Here is an 18,463-nt window from a genome sequence, read left to right on the forward strand (position 1 = left end):
GTTGGCATTGGATTGATGCTGCTTGCTACGTTTGTACGGGCAAGCGTGGCGCAGGGCACACCGACCGCGTCTGAGGTGGATCAAGAGCGTCAACGTATTGAGACGCAACGCAAGCAGATGTTTGATGCCTCCAACCCGGCCACCCTGACGAGGAAAGGCGCCATGCCCAGCGTGCACGATATCGAGCGCGAGCGCCAGAAGGTAGAGCGGGAGCGTAAATCCATGTTCGACGCAAATAACCCAGCCATCCAAAACTCGGCCAACGTGTTCCCGAACGTACCGACGCCCGAGCGGGTCGGCATCGATATCGAGGCGATTACCCGACAGTACGAGCGTAAGGCCGAGGCACGTAAGATGGACGATCTGATGATCTTCGCCAGCTTCACCATGCCGCGCGAATCGCTCAAGCGATTGGTGAGCCAAGCCAACCGCGTGGGCGCATCGGTTGTGCTGTATGGCTTCAAGAATAATTCCTTTAAGGACACCGTGCAGGCAATCAACGCGCTGGATGAGCCGGCCGGCAACGTGGTAGTGAATCCAAATGCCTTCAACAAGTACAAGATTAAAGTGGTGCCGACCATCGTGTTGGCCGAGGCGGCCACACTAGACAGCGTGGATAACGAGGGCCGCGCGTTGCATGATCAATTTGCAGCGGTGGCCGGGGATGTCTCTCTAGACTATGCCCTTGATGAGATCGGGCGCAACCTGCCGCAGTTTAACCACGTGGCAAACCGCTACATTCAGCAGCTCAGAGGGCACCCATAATGCGTGTCTTTTATTTCGCTACGCTGGCCGTGCTTGCTGCTATTGCCGCGCGTGCCGAAAATTCCATCAACACTCAAGCTGACGCCTTTAACGCCGGCAAGGCATTTGCCAATGATGCAAAGGACGCCGCGGTCGGCAAGGTCAATGGCGACACTGGCAGTCAGCAGTTGCCTTACTACGGAACTAGCGCGCCGGAGGCCGCGCATTTTCAAGGCGGGCGCAATTTAATCGGCGCGAACGGCACGAATAAGCAAAATGCCTGCCAATCCTACAGAGCTTCCGACGCCTTTCAGCAACAGGAATGCGATGCGGTCAATTTTTTGTCGAAGACGCCGGCTACCCGGCCCAAGTACACCATCGACAAGAAAACGGATCCGTTATTAACGGGTTCAAAATCCGTCATCGACAACCCAGGTCCCGTGCCGGGAGCCCATACTCAGCGATGCCGGGTGGAGAAAGTCATTCACCCAGCGACATTCATCACCGAAACCTGTACAGAATCTCAAACGCTTGAGAACGTGAAATGCAGGCGGGGTTTTTCAGCAAACGTCGGCACGATAGTCGAAACCCCGTATTTTGAGGTTGATCACGGCGTCAACGTGCCTCCATGGACGGCGCAAACGTACACGATGAATTTTCACGTCAACGGCAACCCGGAGCGCCTTATACTGACTTGGTATCGGGTTGATAATTACGGTCAACTGTGGATCAATGGCACTAAGGTCTTCGAAAACGTGCTCAGTGGCTACGGCGATATGCGTTGGGGCAGCGTCGGTCAAGAATTAATCGGCAGGGGATTGCGGCGCCAGCGAAGAATTGTTTATAAAGATCGCCATGGCGTCTCGATGGGCCACTTCTATGATGATGGGTGTAATTGGGGTTGCCTTGGTGTGTCGCCCAATCTCGATATTACGCCGCACTTTAAGGAGGGCAATAACGAGATCGTTTTGGTTTGTGCAAACGCGAACGATATTGGCCCCTGCACGGTAAAAATCGTCGGCAGCGCCAAAAGGTTGGTCATGCTAGGCTCGCTCATTGATAACCAATGCGCAACGTTAGAGCAAAGAGCGCAATGATAAAAAGGCTGCTTGTTGCGATGATTTTCTTGGCGTGGGGCTCCAAGCTGGCAGTCGCCGGTGACTGCCAGCGCCTATCCAGCGTGTGCATTGACGCGACCCCCGTCAAAAACATCCAAGGCCTGAACATCACGGTCGATCAGGTAGGAGGTTGTTGGGCCTTCGAAGATACCTACCAATGCCGTAGTGCTGCGACGGTAAACGACTGTCAATCGTTGCGCGACCGCGGCTGCGTACAAATAGGGGCGACATGTGTCGACAAAGACGATGCCGGTACGTGTGTGATGTATGAATTTAGCTATCAATGTCCCGATAAGCCCGAAACTTACACCGAGCGCACCGTGTGCGACCAAAGCGCCTTTTGCCAGGATAGCAAGGCAATGTGCTTCGACACCAGTGCACCGCCCGATGAGGATTTTGGCCAAGCCGCAGTGATGATGGAGGCCGTCCGTGAAGCCGGCGTCTACGGCGTCGATCCGGATAAGGTCGAAATCTTTAAGGGCTATATGGAGCAGTGCAGTATCAAAGTGCTAGGCGGTGCCACACTCAAGAGCTGCTGTAAGAGCACAGGCGGTGGCGAAAAGTTCAGCAACTACCAGCTGCTTGGTGCGGGCGTAGCGGTTGCTGGTCAGGCCGGCCGCGAGGCGGTGGCGATGGGCTCGAAATACGTCTACGACGCGCTCTATGGGCAGTTAGACAGCGCCTTGATGAAGAAGGGCTTGGGTGCGATGAACAACTGGGCGTCTGTTGTTGGCGACGGCATGTTGAATCCGCAATTCGGCTTTTACGGGTTCACTTTTGAGTTCAGTTTAGTCAATGGTTTTCAATTCGTCGGATTCGATCCTTCGAGCTTCGCTTTGCAGATTGGGATCATGCTCGTTCAAGAGTGGCTGGCTTGCGATTCAAGCGAGCAGGCCATGTCGATGAAGCGCGGCCAAAATCTTTGCGCCCACGTCGAAACGTACTGCAGCAAGAAGGTGCTCAAAGTCTGCGTGGAGAAGAAAGAGCGACATTGCTGTTTTAACTCGAAGCTGGCCAAGATCATTAACCGACAGGGTCGCGCCCAACTCGGCATGGCCATGAATAGCTGCAGCGGTTTCAACGAAGCGCAACTTAAAGCACTCGACTTCTCGCGAATCGACTTGTCCGAGTTCATCGCGGACATGATTCCCAAAGACGCCAATCTGCCCCAAATGACCAATAGGGTCCAGCAGACCGTGAGCGACAAAGTGCAGGGGTATTATGACCAATGAAAAAGTTTATCTTTATCTGCCTGCTGCTGGCGTGCTCGACTGTAACTCAAAAGAGCTTAGCCCAAAACCTCTACACTCGTCAGCATGATCTATTAGCGGATGCCATCAGAAACGGTAGCGCATCCGGTGTCATGGAAGGCGAGGTGGCGGAACACTTCACCCGCCAGTTCCGCAGCACCGGACCGCTATTGGTCAGCGCCAAGGTCATCCAATCGTTTGAGCGCGAAGAGTGCAAGCGAGTGGAAACCGTTTTTATCAAAAAAGACGTCAACACGGCGAAGGGGCGCACCGACGCGATTCTGAAGACCCAGGTTAACTACTGTCTCGACGGCACACCGCCTATCTCGCTGGAGTGATGCCACCATGCTGAAGCGAACCTTGCTTGCCCTTGTCATCGTTTCGGGTGTTGCCCATGCCGAGAGTGTCTTAGATTATCCCTCGGTCTGGAAGTGCGATACCGACAAGTTCAACTGGTATTGCGACATGGACGAGGGCCCGGGGAAGATCCGGCAGCCGGCTACGCAGCCGGTCAAGCCCAAGCGCATCGAACTGAAGGACATCAAGACAGCTGCGCAGCTGCGCCAGGAGCTAAAGCGCCGCGAGGACGTGGCGGTGATGAACCCCACCGACCAGAATCTGAAGGACTACCTCGAACTGTGGCAGCTTACGCAGAGCAAGGGCGCGGTGTTCGCGGACAACTGGCGGCGTGTGGTCTGGCAAAACCCGGACTTCGACTACACGCTCAAGCGGCCGGCTAACAACTCAGCGATCAAAGTCTATGATGCGGCGCGTCTGCGGAACGAGGCACAGCAACTACGCAGGCTGGCCAAAGACCACGGCCTGATTTTCTTTTTCAGCAGCCACTGTTCATATTGCCACGCCATGGCACCGACATTAAAAGTGCTGGCCGACAAGTTCGGTCTTGACGTGTTGGGCGTGTCTTTGGACGGTGGGGGGCTACCTGAGTTTCCGAACCCGCGAGATGGTCGTGCGCAGGCCGTTGCCTGGGGCATTGAACGTGTGCCGGCCCTGTTTATCGGCTCTAAGCATACCGGCGATCTTGCGCCTATCGGCTTCGGGATGATGGCACTGTCGGAAATCGTCAATCGAATTTTTGTGTTGACTGCCACCAAGCCGGGTGACAATTTTTAAGGGGTGACCTATGCTGCGCAAAAAAGTAATAGCGTTGGTCATGGCTTTGGCCTCGAGCAGCTTTTCTTACGCGATGTCGATGCAAGAGCTGTTCGATTCGGTCAACGCGCAAGGCAATGTCAGCAACCCGGCCGTGCTGCAGGGACAGACGATGAACCTCTATACCGGAGGTAGCCTATTTATGCGCATGCCCAAGCGCGCTTATCAGCTTGCCACGTCAACGCCGCCAAGCTGGGGTGCCGGCTGCGGTGGCATCGACTTGTACATGGGCGGCTTTTCTTACATCAACAAAGAACAGTTTGTAGCCATGATGCGCAACATCGGCTCTAACGCGCTCGGCTACGGTTTCAAGCTGGCGATCCAAAACCTGTGCCCCACGTGCGACAACGTGATGCAGGCGCTGCAGGCGACCGCTCAGCAGATCAACCGGCTCAACATGGACTCATGTGAGGCGGCCAAGGGCATCGTCAATGCCGCCCTGCCGAATACGTGGGAGCGCGGCAAACAAAACGCTGCGAAGAATTACGGCGTCGATATGAACCTGTTCGAGAACATCACGGATGCATGGACTAACGTGATGAACAACGAAAGAAAGGCCAACGAGCCCATCGAACGGGCAAAAAATACCCGTCCGGAAGCCAGGGACGCACTGCCAAGCGGAAACGTCGTGTGGAAGGCGCTCAAGAAGCTAGACGGAATCACAGATGAGCACCGCATGATTTTGATGTCAATGATGGGCAGCACTATTTTTTCCACTGACACATTGGGACGTCCTCGTGCGCTGATCCCTAAAGAAATCACGGTGGAAGAACTGGTTGGCGCACGCAGCACATCCGACCAAATTACCGTGCCGATTTGGCGTTGTGACACCACGAGCACGGAGGGCTGCCTGCATCCGGTCGAAGATACCATCACGGTTAAGAGCTTCAAGGCGATGGTGCGGCAGAAGATGGGAGCGATTTCGGGCAAGATCGCCGACCGCTCCGCATACGACGATATGACGGCCGTGCTGGGCTTTTTAAATGCCACCGATTTGCCTGTCTACAAGATGCTAGCCGTCACCACGACAATGGGTAATACGTCGCTGGCCGACGCGCTGATCAGCCGCTATGCAGACCTGATCGCGGCCAAATATGCCGAAATCTATATCCAGCGTGCACTCATCGACCTGCGTGCTGCAATAGATAAATTCTCGATTGTATCTGACGCCTCTCAGAACGAGGTGCTAGAAGATCTGAAACCAAAATTGGAGAGCACGTCCCGCGCGGCCAAGCAAGTGCTGGCCACCGCCTACTCGCAAACCGTCAGCACCTACAACATTGCTCAAGAGGTGCGACATATGGAGCGGGTCATGAACGCGAACCTATCGCAGACCCTGCGCGCCTCGCTGGCCTTTGGCAAGAGCCTGCGCTAAGGAAGCGAGCCGATGATAGACATCGAACTTCATACCTACTGGAACGTCGAGACACTCTACTACGTGTTCAACGCGGTGGCGTCTGTCATGAGTGGTGCCGGTTTTTTCGGCCTGCTCAAGTACGTTTTCATTCTCGCCATTGCCCTAGGCATATTTGCCTATGCGGGCAACAAGCAACTCGAAATGGCCAAGTGGTTTTTCCAAGCACTGGTCTTCACATCATTGCTCAATATGCCAATCGCACGCTTGGTCATCACAGATCGGACGGGTTTGGAGCCGCCGCGTGTAGTGGATCGCGTACCGTTCGCACTGGCAGGGGTCGCTCAAGCGAACAATTTGGTGTTCGGTTTTCTCACACGGACCTACGAAACCGTCTTTGGTGTGCCCGACGATCTCGGGCTGCAAAAAGGCGATGTGGGTTTCGGCCACCGTATTTTAAAGCAGGTCAACAAAGCAACAGTGCGTGATCCAGGCTTGCGCGCCGACCTGATGCAGTTCATCAAGGAATGCACGTTTTACGATGTGAGGGATGGTGAAATCACGCCACAGACAATCGTCGGTGGCACCGACACCTGGAAAGAGGTCTTCAGCCACACGAGCCCGGCGCGCTTTGTGACCTATGACACGCTGACCAGTAAGCCGACCACGGATACGTGCACCAGTGTTGCTGCCATCCTTAAACAACGAGTGAACGATGCCGTGGTGGCCGGTCAGCGCTTTTATGGCAAGCAGGCCTTTACGCGGGCCACCTCCGACGCGATTGCCACCAGCATGTTCATGTCCGCCGTGGGTACGTCCTACGACTGGATTTTGAACAACGCCAGCAATGCATCCGATGCCATCAAGCAGTCGATGTTCAACAATATTTGGAAAGAAGCGGGCGCCGAACTGCCAGTGTTGCTGAACGATCCCGCACGCGTGTCCGAAGTCAGTGCCTTGGCTGGCGCCGCGCAAGCTGCACGTCAAGCGGATGGCTCCAACTCCACTTTGAGCCTGCTGGCGCAGGAGACATTGCCTCATATGCGCAACTGGATTGAGGCGATCATTTATGGCCTTTTCCCAGTTCTGGTAGTGCTGATGGTGGTGCTTCCTACGGAGGGGGCCAAAAAGGTATTTGGCGGTTATCTGATGTCGCTGGCCTGGATCGGGCTGTGGCCGGTCTTGTTTGCCATGATTAACCATCTATCGCTAATGCACCTGCGTTATAAGGCACGGGCGCTGGAGCTGGCTGCAGGCGTGCCGTTTCAGCTTTCCGATGCCTTCGACGCGACTTTGTCCAACGAGCAAGCGATGATCGGCTACATGGTTGTGCTAGTGCCGTTCATTGCCGGTGCGGTCATTAGAATGGGGCAGGGCGGCTTTATGTCCGTTTCCCATCAAATGTTCTCCGGTTTTGCTTCTGCTGGTTCAGCCATCGGCTCTAACATGGCCAGCGGAAATGTAAGCGTGGGGCAGGCTGGCTTGGATACGGCCTCGGTTAACACGACCTCGATGCACAAGTACGACAGCAACATCGGTTTGTCGGGTGGCGGTGCGACTATCGGCCGGGGCGATGGTTCAGTGGTCACGATGGCCGCTAACGGCACGGTGGCGTTGCAGCAATTCCAGAACCGGATGCTTATGCAGATGGGTTTGGACAAAAAATTTGAGTCTTCGCGCAATCAAGAGGCTCACCAAACCGACATCACTTCTTCTGGCGACCAGCTGGCCTACCGTCACAGCGACGTATCTAATTTGACCGACGTCAAGGGCCACGACAGCACGCGAGGCATTTACCAGCAGCACGGTGTCCAGACTAGCACGACGGAGCAGGGCGGCTACGGTGGCCAGCACACGACCGGCCAGAGTCTAGGCAAGGATTTTCGCGAGGGGTCAAATTTTAACATGCAGGCCGGCGCTCAGGATGGGCTGGGCATGAATCTGGGTGTCGGAAAAGGCAGTCGGGGCAGCAGTGGTGCCCGCGCCGCTGCAACCGGTGGCGGCATCGACCCGCGCGAAGAAAAGCGAATTACTGACTCGATGAAACAAGGCGGGGCAACGCAACAGCAAATCAATGAGGCGTTGGACAATTATCGTGCAAGCAAGGGCGGCGGTGCCGGCAGTATCTTCAACGCTGGCCTAGGTCTTGACTCGCGCAAGATTTACTCGGCTGAACACGGCCGCAACCGGGAAGTGTCCACTCACCACGGCCTAAACGAAGCAGCGCATACCGAGCGGAATTTCTCCGTCACCGGCGCGCGAAGCGAGCAGTCGACATCGGGCCAGCAGTCAAACCAGACAGATCGCCATAGCCGCGACGCTACCCGCTTGAGCGCTCATGAACGTGGGCACGTACTCGACGAGTCAAATCGGCGCGAGTATGGGGCTGGCAACCGGGTCAGCCGTAACGAGACTGATTCCTTTTCGGTCCACAAGGATCTGATGGCCGACCCATACCTGTTCGATAAGGTGGCTGCGCGCAACGGCATGACCGCCATGCGTTTCGCCAATCAATCCGAGAACCGGATCATGGAAATGGTCAGCGACTATGTGACCGAGAAGGGCATGGTGGAGCAGTCCAAGACCATGCCGCAGCACACTTTCGCGGGCGAAAGACTGCCCATAACCCAGAGCGATCTCAAAGAGCAAGCGGCCAAGGCCCGCGCCGAGATTCCGGAGAACATTGCTAGCGTCCACAAAAACAAAGTGGCTCAGACCGGGTATTACGATGCTCGCGCGCTAAACGTCGATACCAGTGCGCCACCCATCGTTGGCAGTTCCAAGGAGGGTGTGTACAGACAGCTCGATTCGAAGAGCAGGGGCAGCATACCAGCGCGTGCTGAGGCTTTAGACGAGAACGTGAACGCCTGGGCAAGCCCGGACAAAGAGGTCGGCGCAGGGCGGGTGAATCAAATGGGCGTTGTGGAGGACATGGAGGTCCGGGACGTCAAGGACTACGGTAAGAAGGTGTTGGATAAGATCACGGGTGGTGATGGCACGGCTGACGGCGAAAAGCTTAGCGACAACATGAAGCGGGAAAGTGCAGCTAATGTTCAGATCAATACGGGAGGAAAGAAAGACTAGGGGAAAGGGGCTTAGCCCCTTCAATTGCCGCCTAGAAGTAGACGTCACCCCAAGGTAAATGATGAATCATGCAATATTTTCCCGTTAGCGGGTGGATGCCGCCGCCTGTGACAGTCGGTGCTTCAACCGGCCAGTCGGACATGCCCTTGAATCCGTCGCTCAGCCACCATGCGAACCAATAGGGGATCCAGAAAACTAAACCGCCGACAAGCAGCGTGCCAAATTCAGCAACGCTGACTGAGGCTAGCGCGGCAAGCGGCACGGGAGTCCAAAGCATCCAGCGTCGGCGGCCAAATAGGGTTTTGAGGATTTTCATTTTTTCTGTTCCTCAATGACAAGGTATTGAAATTGACCTGTTTTGCCGGAAAGATCGGAAGAGAAAGCGCCCACTACCCGGAACCCTTTTTCGTATATCTGTTTGATCGTTGATTGGCCAATGTGCTCGCATTTCCAAACGATGTCCGCACTCTCGATCCGAAGATGATTAGTAAAGCACATGCCACCCCGTTGTGTTGATCCTTTCTGGGCATACACAGCGCTTGACAGTGCAGCCATCATGAAAGCGAGGACAAGCATCTTTTTCATTCAGAGTACTCCTTTCAGTTTTGGGTAGGAAACCGGGTTCCGTTGGATGACAAAATATCCTTTATCTGCCTATTTGACAATGACAGGAGGCTCGTTACATGCCAAGCTTGACAGCGCAAGGCAAGGTTCTGCTTGCTGTCTTTATGAAAACCGCCAAGCGCATGCGGCTTTCACCAGCGTCTTACCGTATTGTGTAAATAAGTGTCTGTCTAGGAGTTTAGGCAGGCGACCGTAGCGCGGCATGTGGGCGGTTCGCATCAGCATTCCATGCACCCAGAATTGCTCGATGAGATCAACGACCTAATTTCAGGAAGGGGGACTGAATGAAAAGGAAGTACATTTTACTTGCTGTCTTTGCAGCTGTGATCCTGGGTGGTTGTGCCACCCGAGCGCAAACGGTGAACATGCGCAATGACTGGCGTGCCGGCATTGCTCAGAGCCCGTACCGATCCATTTCCGCTGTCATTGTTTGCGATGATTGCAAACTCCAATGATCCCATCGCACTGGTTCCGACGAGCTATCCTGATCGTCTTCATCATGGAAGTGGGCGGCGGGATTCTATGGGTGGCAGCGCGTCTAACGCTCAGCCCAGCCTATCAGCCACTAGCTCAGACCATCGCCAGCCTAATTTTCTTGTTCGGTTTCTATGCCAGTGCGCCGCTCGCCGCTCGCTTTCTTGCTCCGAAGCCCTCGCGTGATGAGGCGCTGCAAAGTCGGCTGGCAGCAATAGTGGCTTCACTGCCTGAGACTTGCCCCATCGTTCTGTACGACCATACTGACAAGGAAGCCAATACGGTCGGGCTCCTGGGTAAGCATTCGCGCATCTATGTGACCACCGCTTTGCTGACCAGTATGAGCGATGAGGGTATGCGCGGCGTCATCGCCCATGAGAGCGCACACATCCGCGAACGACATATCCTGATTACTTTTACCTATGCCTGCGTTTTCGCCATCATGAGTCACATGCTCAGTAGCGGTACGCTGTTCTTCCTTGGCTTCCTGTTGTTCCTAGCTCTACGCCGCTACTGCGAATACCGGGCCGACAACGGTGCCTCTGTTGTGGCAGGGCGCGATGCGACTCTAACCATGCTGCGCGAGATGGCCACGCTTTATCCGTCCAAGTCGTGGCACCGCTGGTTTTCTTTTTCCTCCGCCTATCCTACCCTTGCGATGCGTATTCACGCCGTCGAGACGGGGCAAAAGACGATGTTTTAAAGAAGATGGCATGTTTCAGTGGCCGGCTGGACGTTAGGTGCCTTTGGGAGCCTTGTGGTCCTTCAACAACTTACGTCTCAACTGGAGCTTCGTTTCCTTACTTATGGCTAATGTCTGCTGGAATGTCTTCAGTATGCTTATCAAAATGTTTGTTCTAGTGTTGAAGTTGGCGTTATGTTGATACAGCAATAAAGTTGTGGTATAGATTAAAATATATGGCTTAATCTAGCGAGGAATGTCGCTAGGGATACTCCTAGGATTCGCCAAGGAATCGCTCGCCGACGCTGGGGCCTGGACATTGCGATCACTACGCTCCCGTAACTCATTGACTGCAGAATCACATGAGCAATCTGCCAGTAGACGCGTTGCTCGCGCAGGCGTGAGCAGTGGTGGCGCCGTATGTCGCCGGCGCCTGGAATAGGGTGCAGCGGATGAGCTGAGGTCCCAATGCCGCTGCTGTGGCTTTTTGTCGCCGTGCGCGTGTTTGGTATTTCTTGCTCATGTTGCACATGGAAGTCATGATCATCGTCCACCACCGAGCAGGTTAACTTGGGGCGTGACGGTGTTTTGTGGGCAAGTCTATGCTCGCTTACTTAAGCGCCATTGTCTAACCTACTGCTTGCTGCACAGTGCTCTGTGGCTGACGCATATCAAGTAACAATCTTAAACTATCGCTGGAGTCTCGAGTATGACCAAGCAACTATTCAGCCGTACCGGCGTTCGCTACGAGGTGGCGCTGGACGTGCTGGGCGCCATTATTGCCCACCACTCCGAAGCCATTGCGGCCGAGCGTGACAAGCCGGTGCCCGACGAGCCGGCTATTGAGCGCGCCCTGCAGGAGGTGGATGCGTTAGACGCACTGCGCGACGAACTAGACCCAAAGGAGCCTGAGGCTATCGAGCGCGTTATCCAGCAGTACGCCCCGCAGGCCCGCGCACTGTACGGCTACTGAGGACGGAGGAAAACGATGCCCGACGAAACGTCCAAGTATACGGTGGAAAGCGCCTACAAGGACGTAGAGCGCAACGCCTTAGCGAGAACCCAGGCCCAAAAACAAGCCCAAGGCGGTCATGCTGGGCGGCCAGCCGGGCTCTGGCAAGTCTGTACTGGCCGCTGGAGCGATCCGCGAGCTACGCAGCGGCGGTGGTGCCGTGCTCATCGATGCAGACCGGATGCGGGAGCGAAATCCCCGCTATAAGCAGCTTTCTCGCGAAGACCCGCAGCACGCAGCCGATCGCACGCACAAGGAAGCAGGCGAGTGGGCAACCCGGCTGACCATTGTGGCTGCCGAGAATCGGCGCAACTTAGTGATTGACGGCACCATGCGTAGCCCGGAGAGCATCCGTGACCTAACGCGCCGACTTAAGGATGCAGGCTACAAGATCGAGGCTCGCGTTATGGCCGTCAATGCCGAAACATCGCTTGCGCGAGCCCGGTTGCGCTTTGAGGAACAAGTGGCCGAGCGCGGCACTGGGCGCTTCGTGAACGAGGAGCAGCACGATAACGCCTACACTGGTATCGTTGAATCGGTGCGTGCCTTGGAGTACGAGAAGCTAGTGGACGCCGTGCGCGTCTATGACGCCGACCAGCGGCCCATTTACGAAAATTTGCAAGAACGCGGCGACTGGCAGAAAGCGCCCGAGGCTGTTCAGGTGTTGGAGCAGGAGCGTGCGAGAGACTGGACCTACGATGAGCGCTGCGATTACGTATCGGTGCTGGAGCAAATCAACGCCTTGGCTAGTCAACGCGGGCGCTACCGCGACAACGTGGCCGATACCCTACGCATGGTCGCGGACGGGAAGGCCATGGGCGGCAATGAAAATCCACCAAGTCGCACTTATGCGCAAGTAAGCCGGCCCGAGCAGGATCGCACGTTGCGCCCCGTGCCGACCGACCGCGACGAGTTGGCCGCCAAGCTCGAGGCCGCGCGTGCCGACTTGGCGCGGTTTGAGCGCAGCGAAACATATCAGCGTGCACAGGCTTTCGACCAGCTGACCAAGCGCGAGGCCTTGGCCAAGCATCCTGAGCTAGACGGCGCCTACAAGCAGCTCCACGATATCAAGCAGAGCCGGGTCGCGCAGGTATCGCAAAACGACCTTGAAACGTCCTACCTCAACGCCCGCGCACAATTGTCCGAGCAGCTTCACCGCGGGCAGGTGCCCAAAGGCAATGTGGCCCTGGACGAGTCGCGCCGTGTGATTGATATGGCTGCAGGACAACGGGGCCTTATAGTCCGAGATGCTGGCCAAATAAAGCAGGACTTTAAAGGCCAGGTGGTTGCCACATCCTCGCATCATGCCCTGGTGCAGGTATCCGACATGGTGGCCGTGCGCTATGAGAAGGCTCATCTCGACCGTGAAGTGTGCGCCGACGAAAAGGTGGCCATCCAGTACGACAGTAAAAAAAGCCAAGTTTATGAACAGGGCAAAGAACCGGCGCGTGAGCACGCGCGTGACATGGACCGCTAATCAGACATCAATCGAGGGCATATGGCTCGTGTACTAAATGGGCAACCGCCCAATCCATTGCAACAAGCCGGCCCGCTCTTGAGGTTGTAGGCTGCTGCGCTGCCTTTCGGACCGCCGCGCGCTGGCGATGATCTTGGCTCGGCGTTGACGGGATATCCACATCTCATCTTTGAGGACACGAGGCAATATTTATAAAAAACCGTATTTTCCGGTTGACTTACCAATTTCAATGTAAAACAATTATGTTTTATGGTTGATATTCTACGACACGGCATGAACAATCACACGACCTCGCTAATAAGCATGTCGTATAGCGGACAATGTGGATGTCATGCACAGGCTGGGCATTTCCTATGAAGCTGTTTAAGTAGTGATTGGAACCAAGTGCTAAACAGGAGCCGATGAAGATACAACACCATGGTCCCAGCTCTTCTGCTTACGTCAACATCGCTCAGGCGCCGTGATTAACAGCGTACGGCAAATATGTGCCGCCTCACTTGCTGACCTCATGTAGATTAGCATCAACTGTGCAATCTCATGCTGCTGGCTGGTGCTCTACGAGAGTTTGCTCTTTCTAGAAAAATGGCTTTTATCATGAAAACACTGATCTTCGTCATAAAATTTTACTGGCTTCGCTTTTTCTTTGGCATAGCCATGCTTGTGTGCGCGTTCGGCTTCTGGCGATCGCATGTACACACACCGGCTAATATGCCTTTCGAATCACTCGCGGGCACGCTCTATCCGTGGTTCCCAATTGTAACTGGCGCGGTAGGCCTTTGGTGCGTTGCGTCGGCTTGGCGCAGAGGCTGGTATCTAGCGTCAGCCGACGACGATTAAGTCGCCGCCCTATGCCGCTACCGGAACTGATGTCGTTGGCATAGTGCCGGCAGTTTTTATCCGATAGCTTTTGGGGCGGCATCCGATCGTTGCTTCGTACTCGCGCGTTGAACCGGCGCTAACTGATAATGGTGTCTAGCTCCGAACCGGTTACCATCGCCTCGGCAAGCAAGCCAAAGCGATCGCGCTGCGAAATAATGAAAGGTGGTTGCAGTGACGGCGCCGAAAAGGTAAGGCCCAGCCCATGGTGAGCGAACGTGACGTTTCGTCTAAACCTAATCTGCCACGGCGAGAGCGAGCCAACCAATTTTTAGTCGCTTACGCCTGCAGTAACTGTGCAATTCACGAAGCCGAGTTCGGTCTAGTCTAGCTTGCGCTCACTTCGCCCGAGGGGGAAGGTATTGACAGCAGCGCGCCGAATACTTACAGTGCAACACGTACTGGCATCGCTTGCCCGCTCGGTTCTTGAGGCTCCTGAGGACTGACGCGAGGTTCATGGCTGGTTGGCTCGTTGCCAGTAGCGGTAGACTACGCGCCGACTGTGCATCGCATGGTACGTACGACGATCGACTGCTGAAAAATTTCCCACCTCTTGCACGGGCACGTAGTCACCGATCTGCTCAATCAGTTCGGGCGGCAGGTCATGATATGTCGTGGGCCGGCTGGCCGGCGCGAAGCGCTGGAAGTGCTGGCTCGGCGGAGGCTATCGCAACGCAAGGCATGTTGCTATCTGGGGCGGAGTCGTCGGGTGGCAACCTATACGCTTAAGCAACCACAGAAGGATCGGAGTTTGGGCGCCGTCCACCATTTGTGCTTCCAGCAAACAGTTTCTCGGGACCCACACGCCTATGCTGCGAATACGTTGTGGGAACAGTGAGGAGGGACTATGAAAATGTCGAATGCACCAGAATCTTGGTTCAGTAGAAATGGCCAATGGATTTGGCCGTTAGGTATGAGCATCATGCCGATCCTAGTGTTGCTGCTTATGTCGTCGCTCGGGGTTACGATTGCAGCATGGGTTCAAATAGTGAATTATGTCGTCAGCTGTCTCGGGCTGTGCATCAGTGGCATTCAGGCGCGCCTTACTGGGACGGTGTCAGCGCAAGTTTTTTGCTATCTGGTCGCTGTGGTCGGATGTACTATGGCGATTTGGCGGCTGGTACATGACTAAAGAATTGACGTGGACAATTTGGGGCGACAGCTTATGCGAAGTGCCATCGCTGGGCTGAGCTGGAAAACATACTTATCGCAGCCCCCGAAGGCACCGCGCGAGCGTGCCGAATCAATACATGAGCCGAAAAACTACGGCGCTGACATATCAACGCTGGCGCGGCTGAGCGAGCGAGACGAAATCTGCTCTATTTCAATACGAATACCTCTTTTACGAAGGATACGGTGCTCCGTTTGACTGTCGGCATAAAAGGTAGCTACAGGTCGTGCGTTCTAGAATTTGCATTACCAGCCGATTTCAATTAGTTCCCATGGCGCCTCCAAAAATCCGCCGGCGTGACGATGGGATATCGATCCGCCAGCGCCAACAAATCTTTGTTCCCTGTAATGAGATACTGCACTTTCGCTGCCAGCAGCGTAAGTAATACGGGCTGATCAGCGGAATCGCGCAAACTTGCGTCTTGCGCGCCTTCTGGCTCGACTACATCGGCTAATAACATAAAACTATCGGCTAGGTCGCGAATTTGCGCCGGTGTCATGCCTACCCTAGGCAACCGCGGTAGAACCCGGACCATCTCGTCTAAGATGTAGTGCGACAGTGCCACCTCCAACCCGCCTTGGCGCCAAGCCGCAACGATGCGCCCAGGCACGCTGCTCGGGTAAGCCAAGCCCGATACCAGCACATTAGTATCAAGCACAACACGTAAACCAGCCATCAGCACCGCTTCCGCTCAGCGGCCACCGCGGCATCAATCTCCGCCTGACCTTCCTGAACCGGCACGCCGGCATAGGCTTCGGCGATTCGGCTGCTAAGCGCATCGAAGCGGTCCTGCATACGCCGGATGCGGGCGAATAATTCGGCGTCGACGAGCGCTGCGACCGGCTTGCCGTCCTTATTGATAAACGATACTGTCGTTGCGATACTGTACCTGATTGAGCATTTCGCCCAAATTTTGTCGGAAATTCACGGCATTGACTTCGGTAATCATCGCACCCTTCATTGCCACATTGACCATAATGATCATTATGGTAAAAAATAAGTATGGTGTCTAGCTTTGAATCAGTCACCATCGCCTCGGCGAGTGAGCCAAGGCGATTACGCTGCGAAATAGTGAACAGGGTGGGTTGCAGTGACGGTGCCAAAAAGGCAAGACTTGGCCCATGGCGAACGAACGTGATGCTCGTCAAAGCCTAATCCGCCCGGCGAGAGCCAGCATCATCGACCGACTGACTGCGCGTTTTGGCTCATCGGTGACTCGACAGCCGCTTTTCAGTGGCTTACGTCTGCAGCAGCTGCACAATTTCACGAAGCCGAGTTCGGTATAGTGCTAGCTTGCGCTCACTGCGCCCGAGGGGGGACGGCTTTGACAGCAGCGCGCCGAACACTTGCAGCGCAACACGTACTGTCATCGCTTGCCAGCTCGGTTCTTGAGGTTCCCGAGAATTCTATAGATATCATCCGTTTACGAAAAAACCGTTCCGCAATCGAGTTTGAGGCGCAGACTATAAATCCTTATCCTGCCTGGGGTATCTGCGGCTTTGCGGAACAAATCTGGAGCATCAGCTGGACTTCCCAATCAGCACTTCCACCAAGATATGCAACCGTGTTGCACGGTAAGCCATGCAGCTTGCCGTGAGTGGCCGCCAGCGCCGCTCGATTGCGTATTTCGGCGAACGTGATCAGCAATTTCGGTTGAAAGTGATCAGTGGTTCCGATCGATGGTGATCGCTGATCACCGGTTCCCGAAACGAGCGATCATCTTGCCGAAACGGGTGATCACGTTCCCGGAGCGAACCGAAACAGCTGATCACGCGAACGAAACGAGATGGCCGCTCCGGCTCGGCGGTGGTGTTGCGCATGTGATCAACGACGGGCGTTAGCCTTGTCTCTTTTTAGGGGACAGGTTGATGCCGGCACATCGGATGAGTATGCGCAAACTGAAGGAAGTACTGCGGCTGAAGTGGGCGTGCGGCCTGTCGCACCGCCAGATCAGCCGGGCGATCGGCATCAGCGTCGGCGCCATCTCGGCATACGCCGCACGCGCCAGCGCGGCGGGCCTCGACTGGGCTGCCGTCGAAGCACTCGCCGACGACGAGCTCGAGATCAGGTGGGAGCTGCCTGCGCAGACGGCGCTCTCGAGCCGAAGGGTTGAACCGGACTACGCGGCGATGCACCGTGACCTGCGCCGTAAGGGCGTGACGTTGCAACTGCTCTGGGAAGAATATGTTGAGGCCCACCCCGGCCAGCGCACCTACCGCTATACGCAGTTCTGCCAGCGATACAAGGACTGGGCCGCAGTGCTGAAGCGCTCGATGCGCCAACAGCACCGTGCCGGCGAGAAGCTGTTCGCCGACTTCGCTGGGCAAACCGTGCCGGTCCTCAGTCGCGATGGCGGCGTCGCGTTCAAAGCGCACGTCTTCGTGGCCGTGCTCGGCGCGTCGAACTACACGTACGCATGTGCGACGCGTTCCGAGACGATGTCCGACTGGATCGGCAGCCTGATCGACGCGATGGAATTCTACGGCGGCGTTCCCGAACTGCTGGTGCCCGACAACCCCAAGGCGCTGATCGCCAAAGCCGATCGCTACGAACCGGTGCTGGGCAACACCACGCAGGACTTCGTGAACCACTACGCGACCGCCATGTTGCCGGCGCGGCCGTGCAAGCCGCAGGACAAGGCGAAAGTCAAGGTCGGCGTACAGATCGTAGAGCGCTGGATCCTCGCACGGCTTCGCAATCACCGGTTCTACAGCCTGGCCGAACTGAACAAGGCGATCGGCCAGCTGATCGCCGATCTGAACCAACGGCCGTTGAAGAAGCTCGACGGCAACCGCCGCGAATGGTTCGAGCGGCTCGACAGACTGGCGCTGCGCCCGTTGCCGACCCATCGATACGAGATCGCGACCTTCGTGAAGTGCCGCGTCAGCATCGACTACCGCGTCGAAGTCGATCACCACTATTACAGCGTTGCGCACAGCCTCGTGCGTCAAGAGGTCTACGCCCGCGTCACCCGCCACGGTGTCGAGATCTTGCACCGCGGCAAACGCGTTGCCGCTCACGTCCGCAGGAAACTCCGGAACAAGCATACGACGTTGCCCGAGCACATGCCGGCGGCGCACCGCGCCCACATGGAATGGACGCCCAAGAGATTGCTGAACTGGGGCGCCTGCATCGGTCCCGGTGCCGAGGCGATCGCCAAACACTTGCTGACCAACCGGCCGCACCCGAGATGGGGTACCGCGCGTGCCTCGGACTGCTGTCGCTCTCGCGCAAGTACGGCAAGGACCGGCTGGAAGCCGCCTGCCAGCGGGCACTCGTGATCGGTTCGCCAACCCGTCGATCCGTGCTGTCGATCCTTGAATCCGGTCTGGACCGACAGCCGATGCTCCCGATTCCTCTCACCGAATGGCATTCGCCCGATCACGAGAACGTACGCGGGCCCGACTATTACCACTGACCGAAG

At 56.0% G+C, this 18,463-nt stretch carries 15 protein-coding genes and 3 pseudogenes; 13 read left to right on the plus strand and 5 right to left on the minus strand.

Annotated elements, in window-relative coordinates; translation table 11 throughout:
• Nucleotides 1–15 precede the first annotated feature (15 nt).
• From trbC to RBRH_RS15635, 7 genes are read left to right on the plus strand one after another with little or no spacing between them, the layout of a single operon-like run.
• Nucleotides 16–765, plus strand: a complete 750-nt coding sequence (gene trbC / locus RBRH_RS15605; protein ID WP_232509437.1) for a type-F conjugative transfer system pilin assembly protein TrbC — start codon at nucleotides 16–18, stop codon at nucleotides 763–765.
• Nucleotides 765–1,841, plus strand: coding sequence for a hypothetical protein (locus RBRH_RS16615; RefSeq protein WP_013436711.1), 1,077 nt, complete (start codon nucleotides 765–767; stop codon nucleotides 1,839–1,841). The genes trbC and RBRH_RS16615 overlap by 1 nt, the downstream gene beginning before the upstream one ends.
• Nucleotides 1,838–3,094 (plus strand): conjugal transfer protein TraN, encoded by a 1,257-nt coding sequence (locus RBRH_RS15615; protein ID WP_041755113.1) that lies wholly within the window; start codon nucleotides 1,838–1,840, stop codon nucleotides 3,092–3,094. The genes RBRH_RS16615 and RBRH_RS15615 overlap by 4 nt, the downstream gene beginning before the upstream one ends.
• Nucleotides 3,091–3,450, plus strand: a complete 360-nt coding sequence (locus RBRH_RS15620) for a hypothetical protein (protein ID WP_013436713.1) — start codon at nucleotides 3,091–3,093, stop codon at nucleotides 3,448–3,450. The genes RBRH_RS15615 and RBRH_RS15620 overlap by 4 nt, the downstream gene beginning before the upstream one ends.
• Nucleotides 3,451–3,457: 7 nt before the next feature.
• On the plus strand, nucleotides 3,458–4,246 hold the full coding sequence (locus RBRH_RS15625; RefSeq protein WP_013436714.1) for a conjugal transfer protein TraF: 789 nt from the start codon (nucleotides 3,458–3,460) through the stop codon (nucleotides 4,244–4,246).
• A 10-nt stretch (nucleotides 4,247–4,256) separates the two neighbouring features.
• Nucleotides 4,257–5,660, plus strand: coding sequence for a conjugal transfer protein TraH (locus tag RBRH_RS15630; RefSeq protein ID WP_013436715.1), 1,404 nt, complete (start codon nucleotides 4,257–4,259; stop codon nucleotides 5,658–5,660).
• A 12-nt stretch (nucleotides 5,661–5,672) separates the two neighbouring features.
• Nucleotides 5,673–8,723 (plus strand): conjugal transfer protein TraG N-terminal domain-containing protein, encoded by a 3,051-nt coding sequence (locus RBRH_RS15635; protein WP_013436716.1) that lies wholly within the window; start codon nucleotides 5,673–5,675, stop codon nucleotides 8,721–8,723.
• A gap of 31 nt (nucleotides 8,724–8,754) precedes the next feature.
• On the opposite strand, the gene RBRH_RS15640 is transcribed toward RBRH_RS15635, so the two are convergent.
• Both RBRH_RS15640 and RBRH_RS15645 read right to left on the minus strand, forming a co-directional pair.
• Nucleotides 8,755–9,039: a hypothetical protein gene (locus tag RBRH_RS15640; RefSeq protein WP_013436717.1), complete on the minus strand. Its 285-nt coding sequence runs from the start codon at nucleotides 9,037–9,039 to the stop codon at nucleotides 8,755–8,757.
• Nucleotides 9,036–9,308 carry a hypothetical protein gene (locus RBRH_RS15645; RefSeq protein WP_013436718.1) on the minus strand — a complete coding sequence of 91 codons (273 nt, stop codon included), beginning with the start codon at nucleotides 9,306–9,308 and terminating at the stop codon, nucleotides 9,036–9,038. Before RBRH_RS15645 ends, RBRH_RS15640 begins: the two co-directional genes overlap by 4 nt.
• Before the next feature lie 323 nt (nucleotides 9,309–9,631).
• On the opposite strand from RBRH_RS15645, the gene RBRH_RS20810 reads away from it, so the two are divergent.
• The 5 genes and pseudogenes from RBRH_RS20810 to RBRH_RS19535 all read left to right on the plus strand — a co-directional run.
• The gene (locus RBRH_RS20810; RefSeq protein WP_232509435.1) at nucleotides 9,632–9,802 is read left to right on the plus strand and encodes a hypothetical protein; all 171 of its coding nucleotides are present in this window, start codon (nucleotides 9,632–9,634) and stop codon (nucleotides 9,800–9,802) included.
• Nucleotides 9,799–10,524, plus strand: coding sequence for a M48 family metalloprotease (locus RBRH_RS15650; protein WP_041755114.1), 726 nt, complete (start codon nucleotides 9,799–9,801; stop codon nucleotides 10,522–10,524). Before RBRH_RS20810 ends, RBRH_RS15650 begins: the two co-directional genes overlap by 4 nt.
• Nucleotides 10,525–11,212: 688 nt before the next feature.
• Complete coding sequence (locus tag RBRH_RS15655; RefSeq protein WP_013436721.1) at nucleotides 11,213–11,476, plus strand: hypothetical protein; 264 nt, start codon at nucleotides 11,213–11,215, stop codon at nucleotides 11,474–11,476.
• A 118-nt stretch (nucleotides 11,477–11,594) separates the two neighbouring features.
• Complete coding sequence (locus RBRH_RS16620; RefSeq protein WP_013436722.1) at nucleotides 11,595–12,992, plus strand: zeta toxin family protein; 1,398 nt, start codon at nucleotides 11,595–11,597, stop codon at nucleotides 12,990–12,992.
• A 1,441-nt stretch (nucleotides 12,993–14,433) separates the two neighbouring features.
• A pseudogene (locus RBRH_RS19535) lies at nucleotides 14,434–14,625 on the plus strand (IS3-like element ISBcen23 family transposase); the annotation flags it as partial.
• Nucleotides 14,626–15,301: 676 nt separating this feature from the next.
• On the opposite strand, the gene RBRH_RS15680 reads toward RBRH_RS19535, so the two are convergent.
• The 3 genes and pseudogenes from RBRH_RS15680 to RBRH_RS21030 all read right to left on the minus strand — a co-directional run bounded on the left by RBRH_RS15680 (nucleotide 15,302) and on the right by RBRH_RS21030 (nucleotide 16,409).
• Entirely contained in the window at nucleotides 15,302–15,715 is a 414-nt protein-coding gene (locus RBRH_RS15680; protein WP_041755116.1) for a putative toxin-antitoxin system toxin component, PIN family, read from the minus strand.
• Nucleotides 15,715–15,988: pseudogene (locus tag RBRH_RS15685) on the minus strand (type II toxin-antitoxin system Phd/YefM family antitoxin). The gene RBRH_RS15680 and the pseudogene RBRH_RS15685 overlap by 1 nt, the downstream one beginning before the upstream one ends.
• Nucleotides 15,989–16,277: 289 nt before the next feature.
• Nucleotides 16,278–16,409 (minus strand): hypothetical protein, encoded by a 132-nt coding sequence (locus tag RBRH_RS21030; protein ID WP_013436729.1) that lies wholly within the window; start codon nucleotides 16,407–16,409, stop codon nucleotides 16,278–16,280.
• Nucleotides 16,410–16,907: 498 nt separating this feature from the next.
• Between RBRH_RS21030 and istA the strand changes: the two are divergent.
• Nucleotides 16,908–18,457, plus strand: a pseudogene (gene istA, locus RBRH_RS15690) (IS21 family transposase).
• Nucleotides 18,458–18,463: the final 6 nt, after the last annotated feature.

Origin of the sequence: Mycetohabitans rhizoxinica HKI 454, from assembly GCF_000198775.1 — a bacterium.
Taxonomy (GTDB): domain Bacteria; phylum Pseudomonadota; class Gammaproteobacteria; order Burkholderiales; family Burkholderiaceae; genus Mycetohabitans; species Mycetohabitans rhizoxinica.

What these genes read in the sequence shown, in the direction of transcription:
- RBRH_RS15680 (WP_041755116.1), bottom strand. Translation starts at nt 15,715, where the DNA reads ATGGCTGGTTTACGTGTTGTGCTTGATACTAATGTGCTGGTATCGGGC.
- RBRH_RS15625 (WP_013436714.1), top strand. Translation starts at nt 3,458, where the DNA reads ATGCTGAAGCGAACCTTGCTTGCCCTTGTCATCGTTTCGGGTGTTGCC.
- RBRH_RS16620 (WP_013436722.1), top strand. Translation starts at nt 11,595, where the DNA reads ATGCTGGGCGGCCAGCCGGGCTCTGGCAAGTCTGTACTGGCCGCTGGA.
- RBRH_RS15655 (WP_013436721.1), top strand. Translation starts at nt 11,213, where the DNA reads ATGACCAAGCAACTATTCAGCCGTACCGGCGTTCGCTACGAGGTGGCG.
- RBRH_RS15640 (WP_013436717.1), bottom strand. Translation starts at nt 9,039, where the DNA reads ATGAAAATCCTCAAAACCCTATTTGGCCGCCGACGCTGGATGCTTTGG.
- RBRH_RS15615 (WP_041755113.1), top strand. Translation starts at nt 1,838, where the DNA reads ATGATAAAAAGGCTGCTTGTTGCGATGATTTTCTTGGCGTGGGGCTCC.
- RBRH_RS15645 (WP_013436718.1), bottom strand. Translation starts at nt 9,308, where the DNA reads ATGAAAAAGATGCTTGTCCTCGCTTTCATGATGGCTGCACTGTCAAGC.
- RBRH_RS15630 (WP_013436715.1), top strand. Translation starts at nt 4,257, where the DNA reads ATGCTGCGCAAAAAAGTAATAGCGTTGGTCATGGCTTTGGCCTCGAGC.
- RBRH_RS15620 (WP_013436713.1), top strand. Translation starts at nt 3,091, where the DNA reads ATGAAAAAGTTTATCTTTATCTGCCTGCTGCTGGCGTGCTCGACTGTA.
- trbC (WP_232509437.1), top strand. Translation starts at nt 16, where the DNA reads ATGCTGCTTGCTACGTTTGTACGGGCAAGCGTGGCGCAGGGCACACCG.
- RBRH_RS15635 (WP_013436716.1), top strand. Translation starts at nt 5,673, where the DNA reads ATGATAGACATCGAACTTCATACCTACTGGAACGTCGAGACACTCTAC.
- RBRH_RS20810 (WP_232509435.1), top strand. Translation starts at nt 9,632, where the DNA reads ATGAAAAGGAAGTACATTTTACTTGCTGTCTTTGCAGCTGTGATCCTG.
- RBRH_RS21030 (WP_013436729.1), bottom strand. Translation starts at nt 16,409, where the DNA reads ATGACAGTACGTGTTGCGCTGCAAGTGTTCGGCGCGCTGCTGTCAAAG.
- RBRH_RS15650 (WP_041755114.1), top strand. Translation starts at nt 9,799, where the DNA reads ATGATCCCATCGCACTGGTTCCGACGAGCTATCCTGATCGTCTTCATC.
- RBRH_RS16615 (WP_013436711.1), top strand. Translation starts at nt 765, where the DNA reads ATGCGTGTCTTTTATTTCGCTACGCTGGCCGTGCTTGCTGCTATTGCC.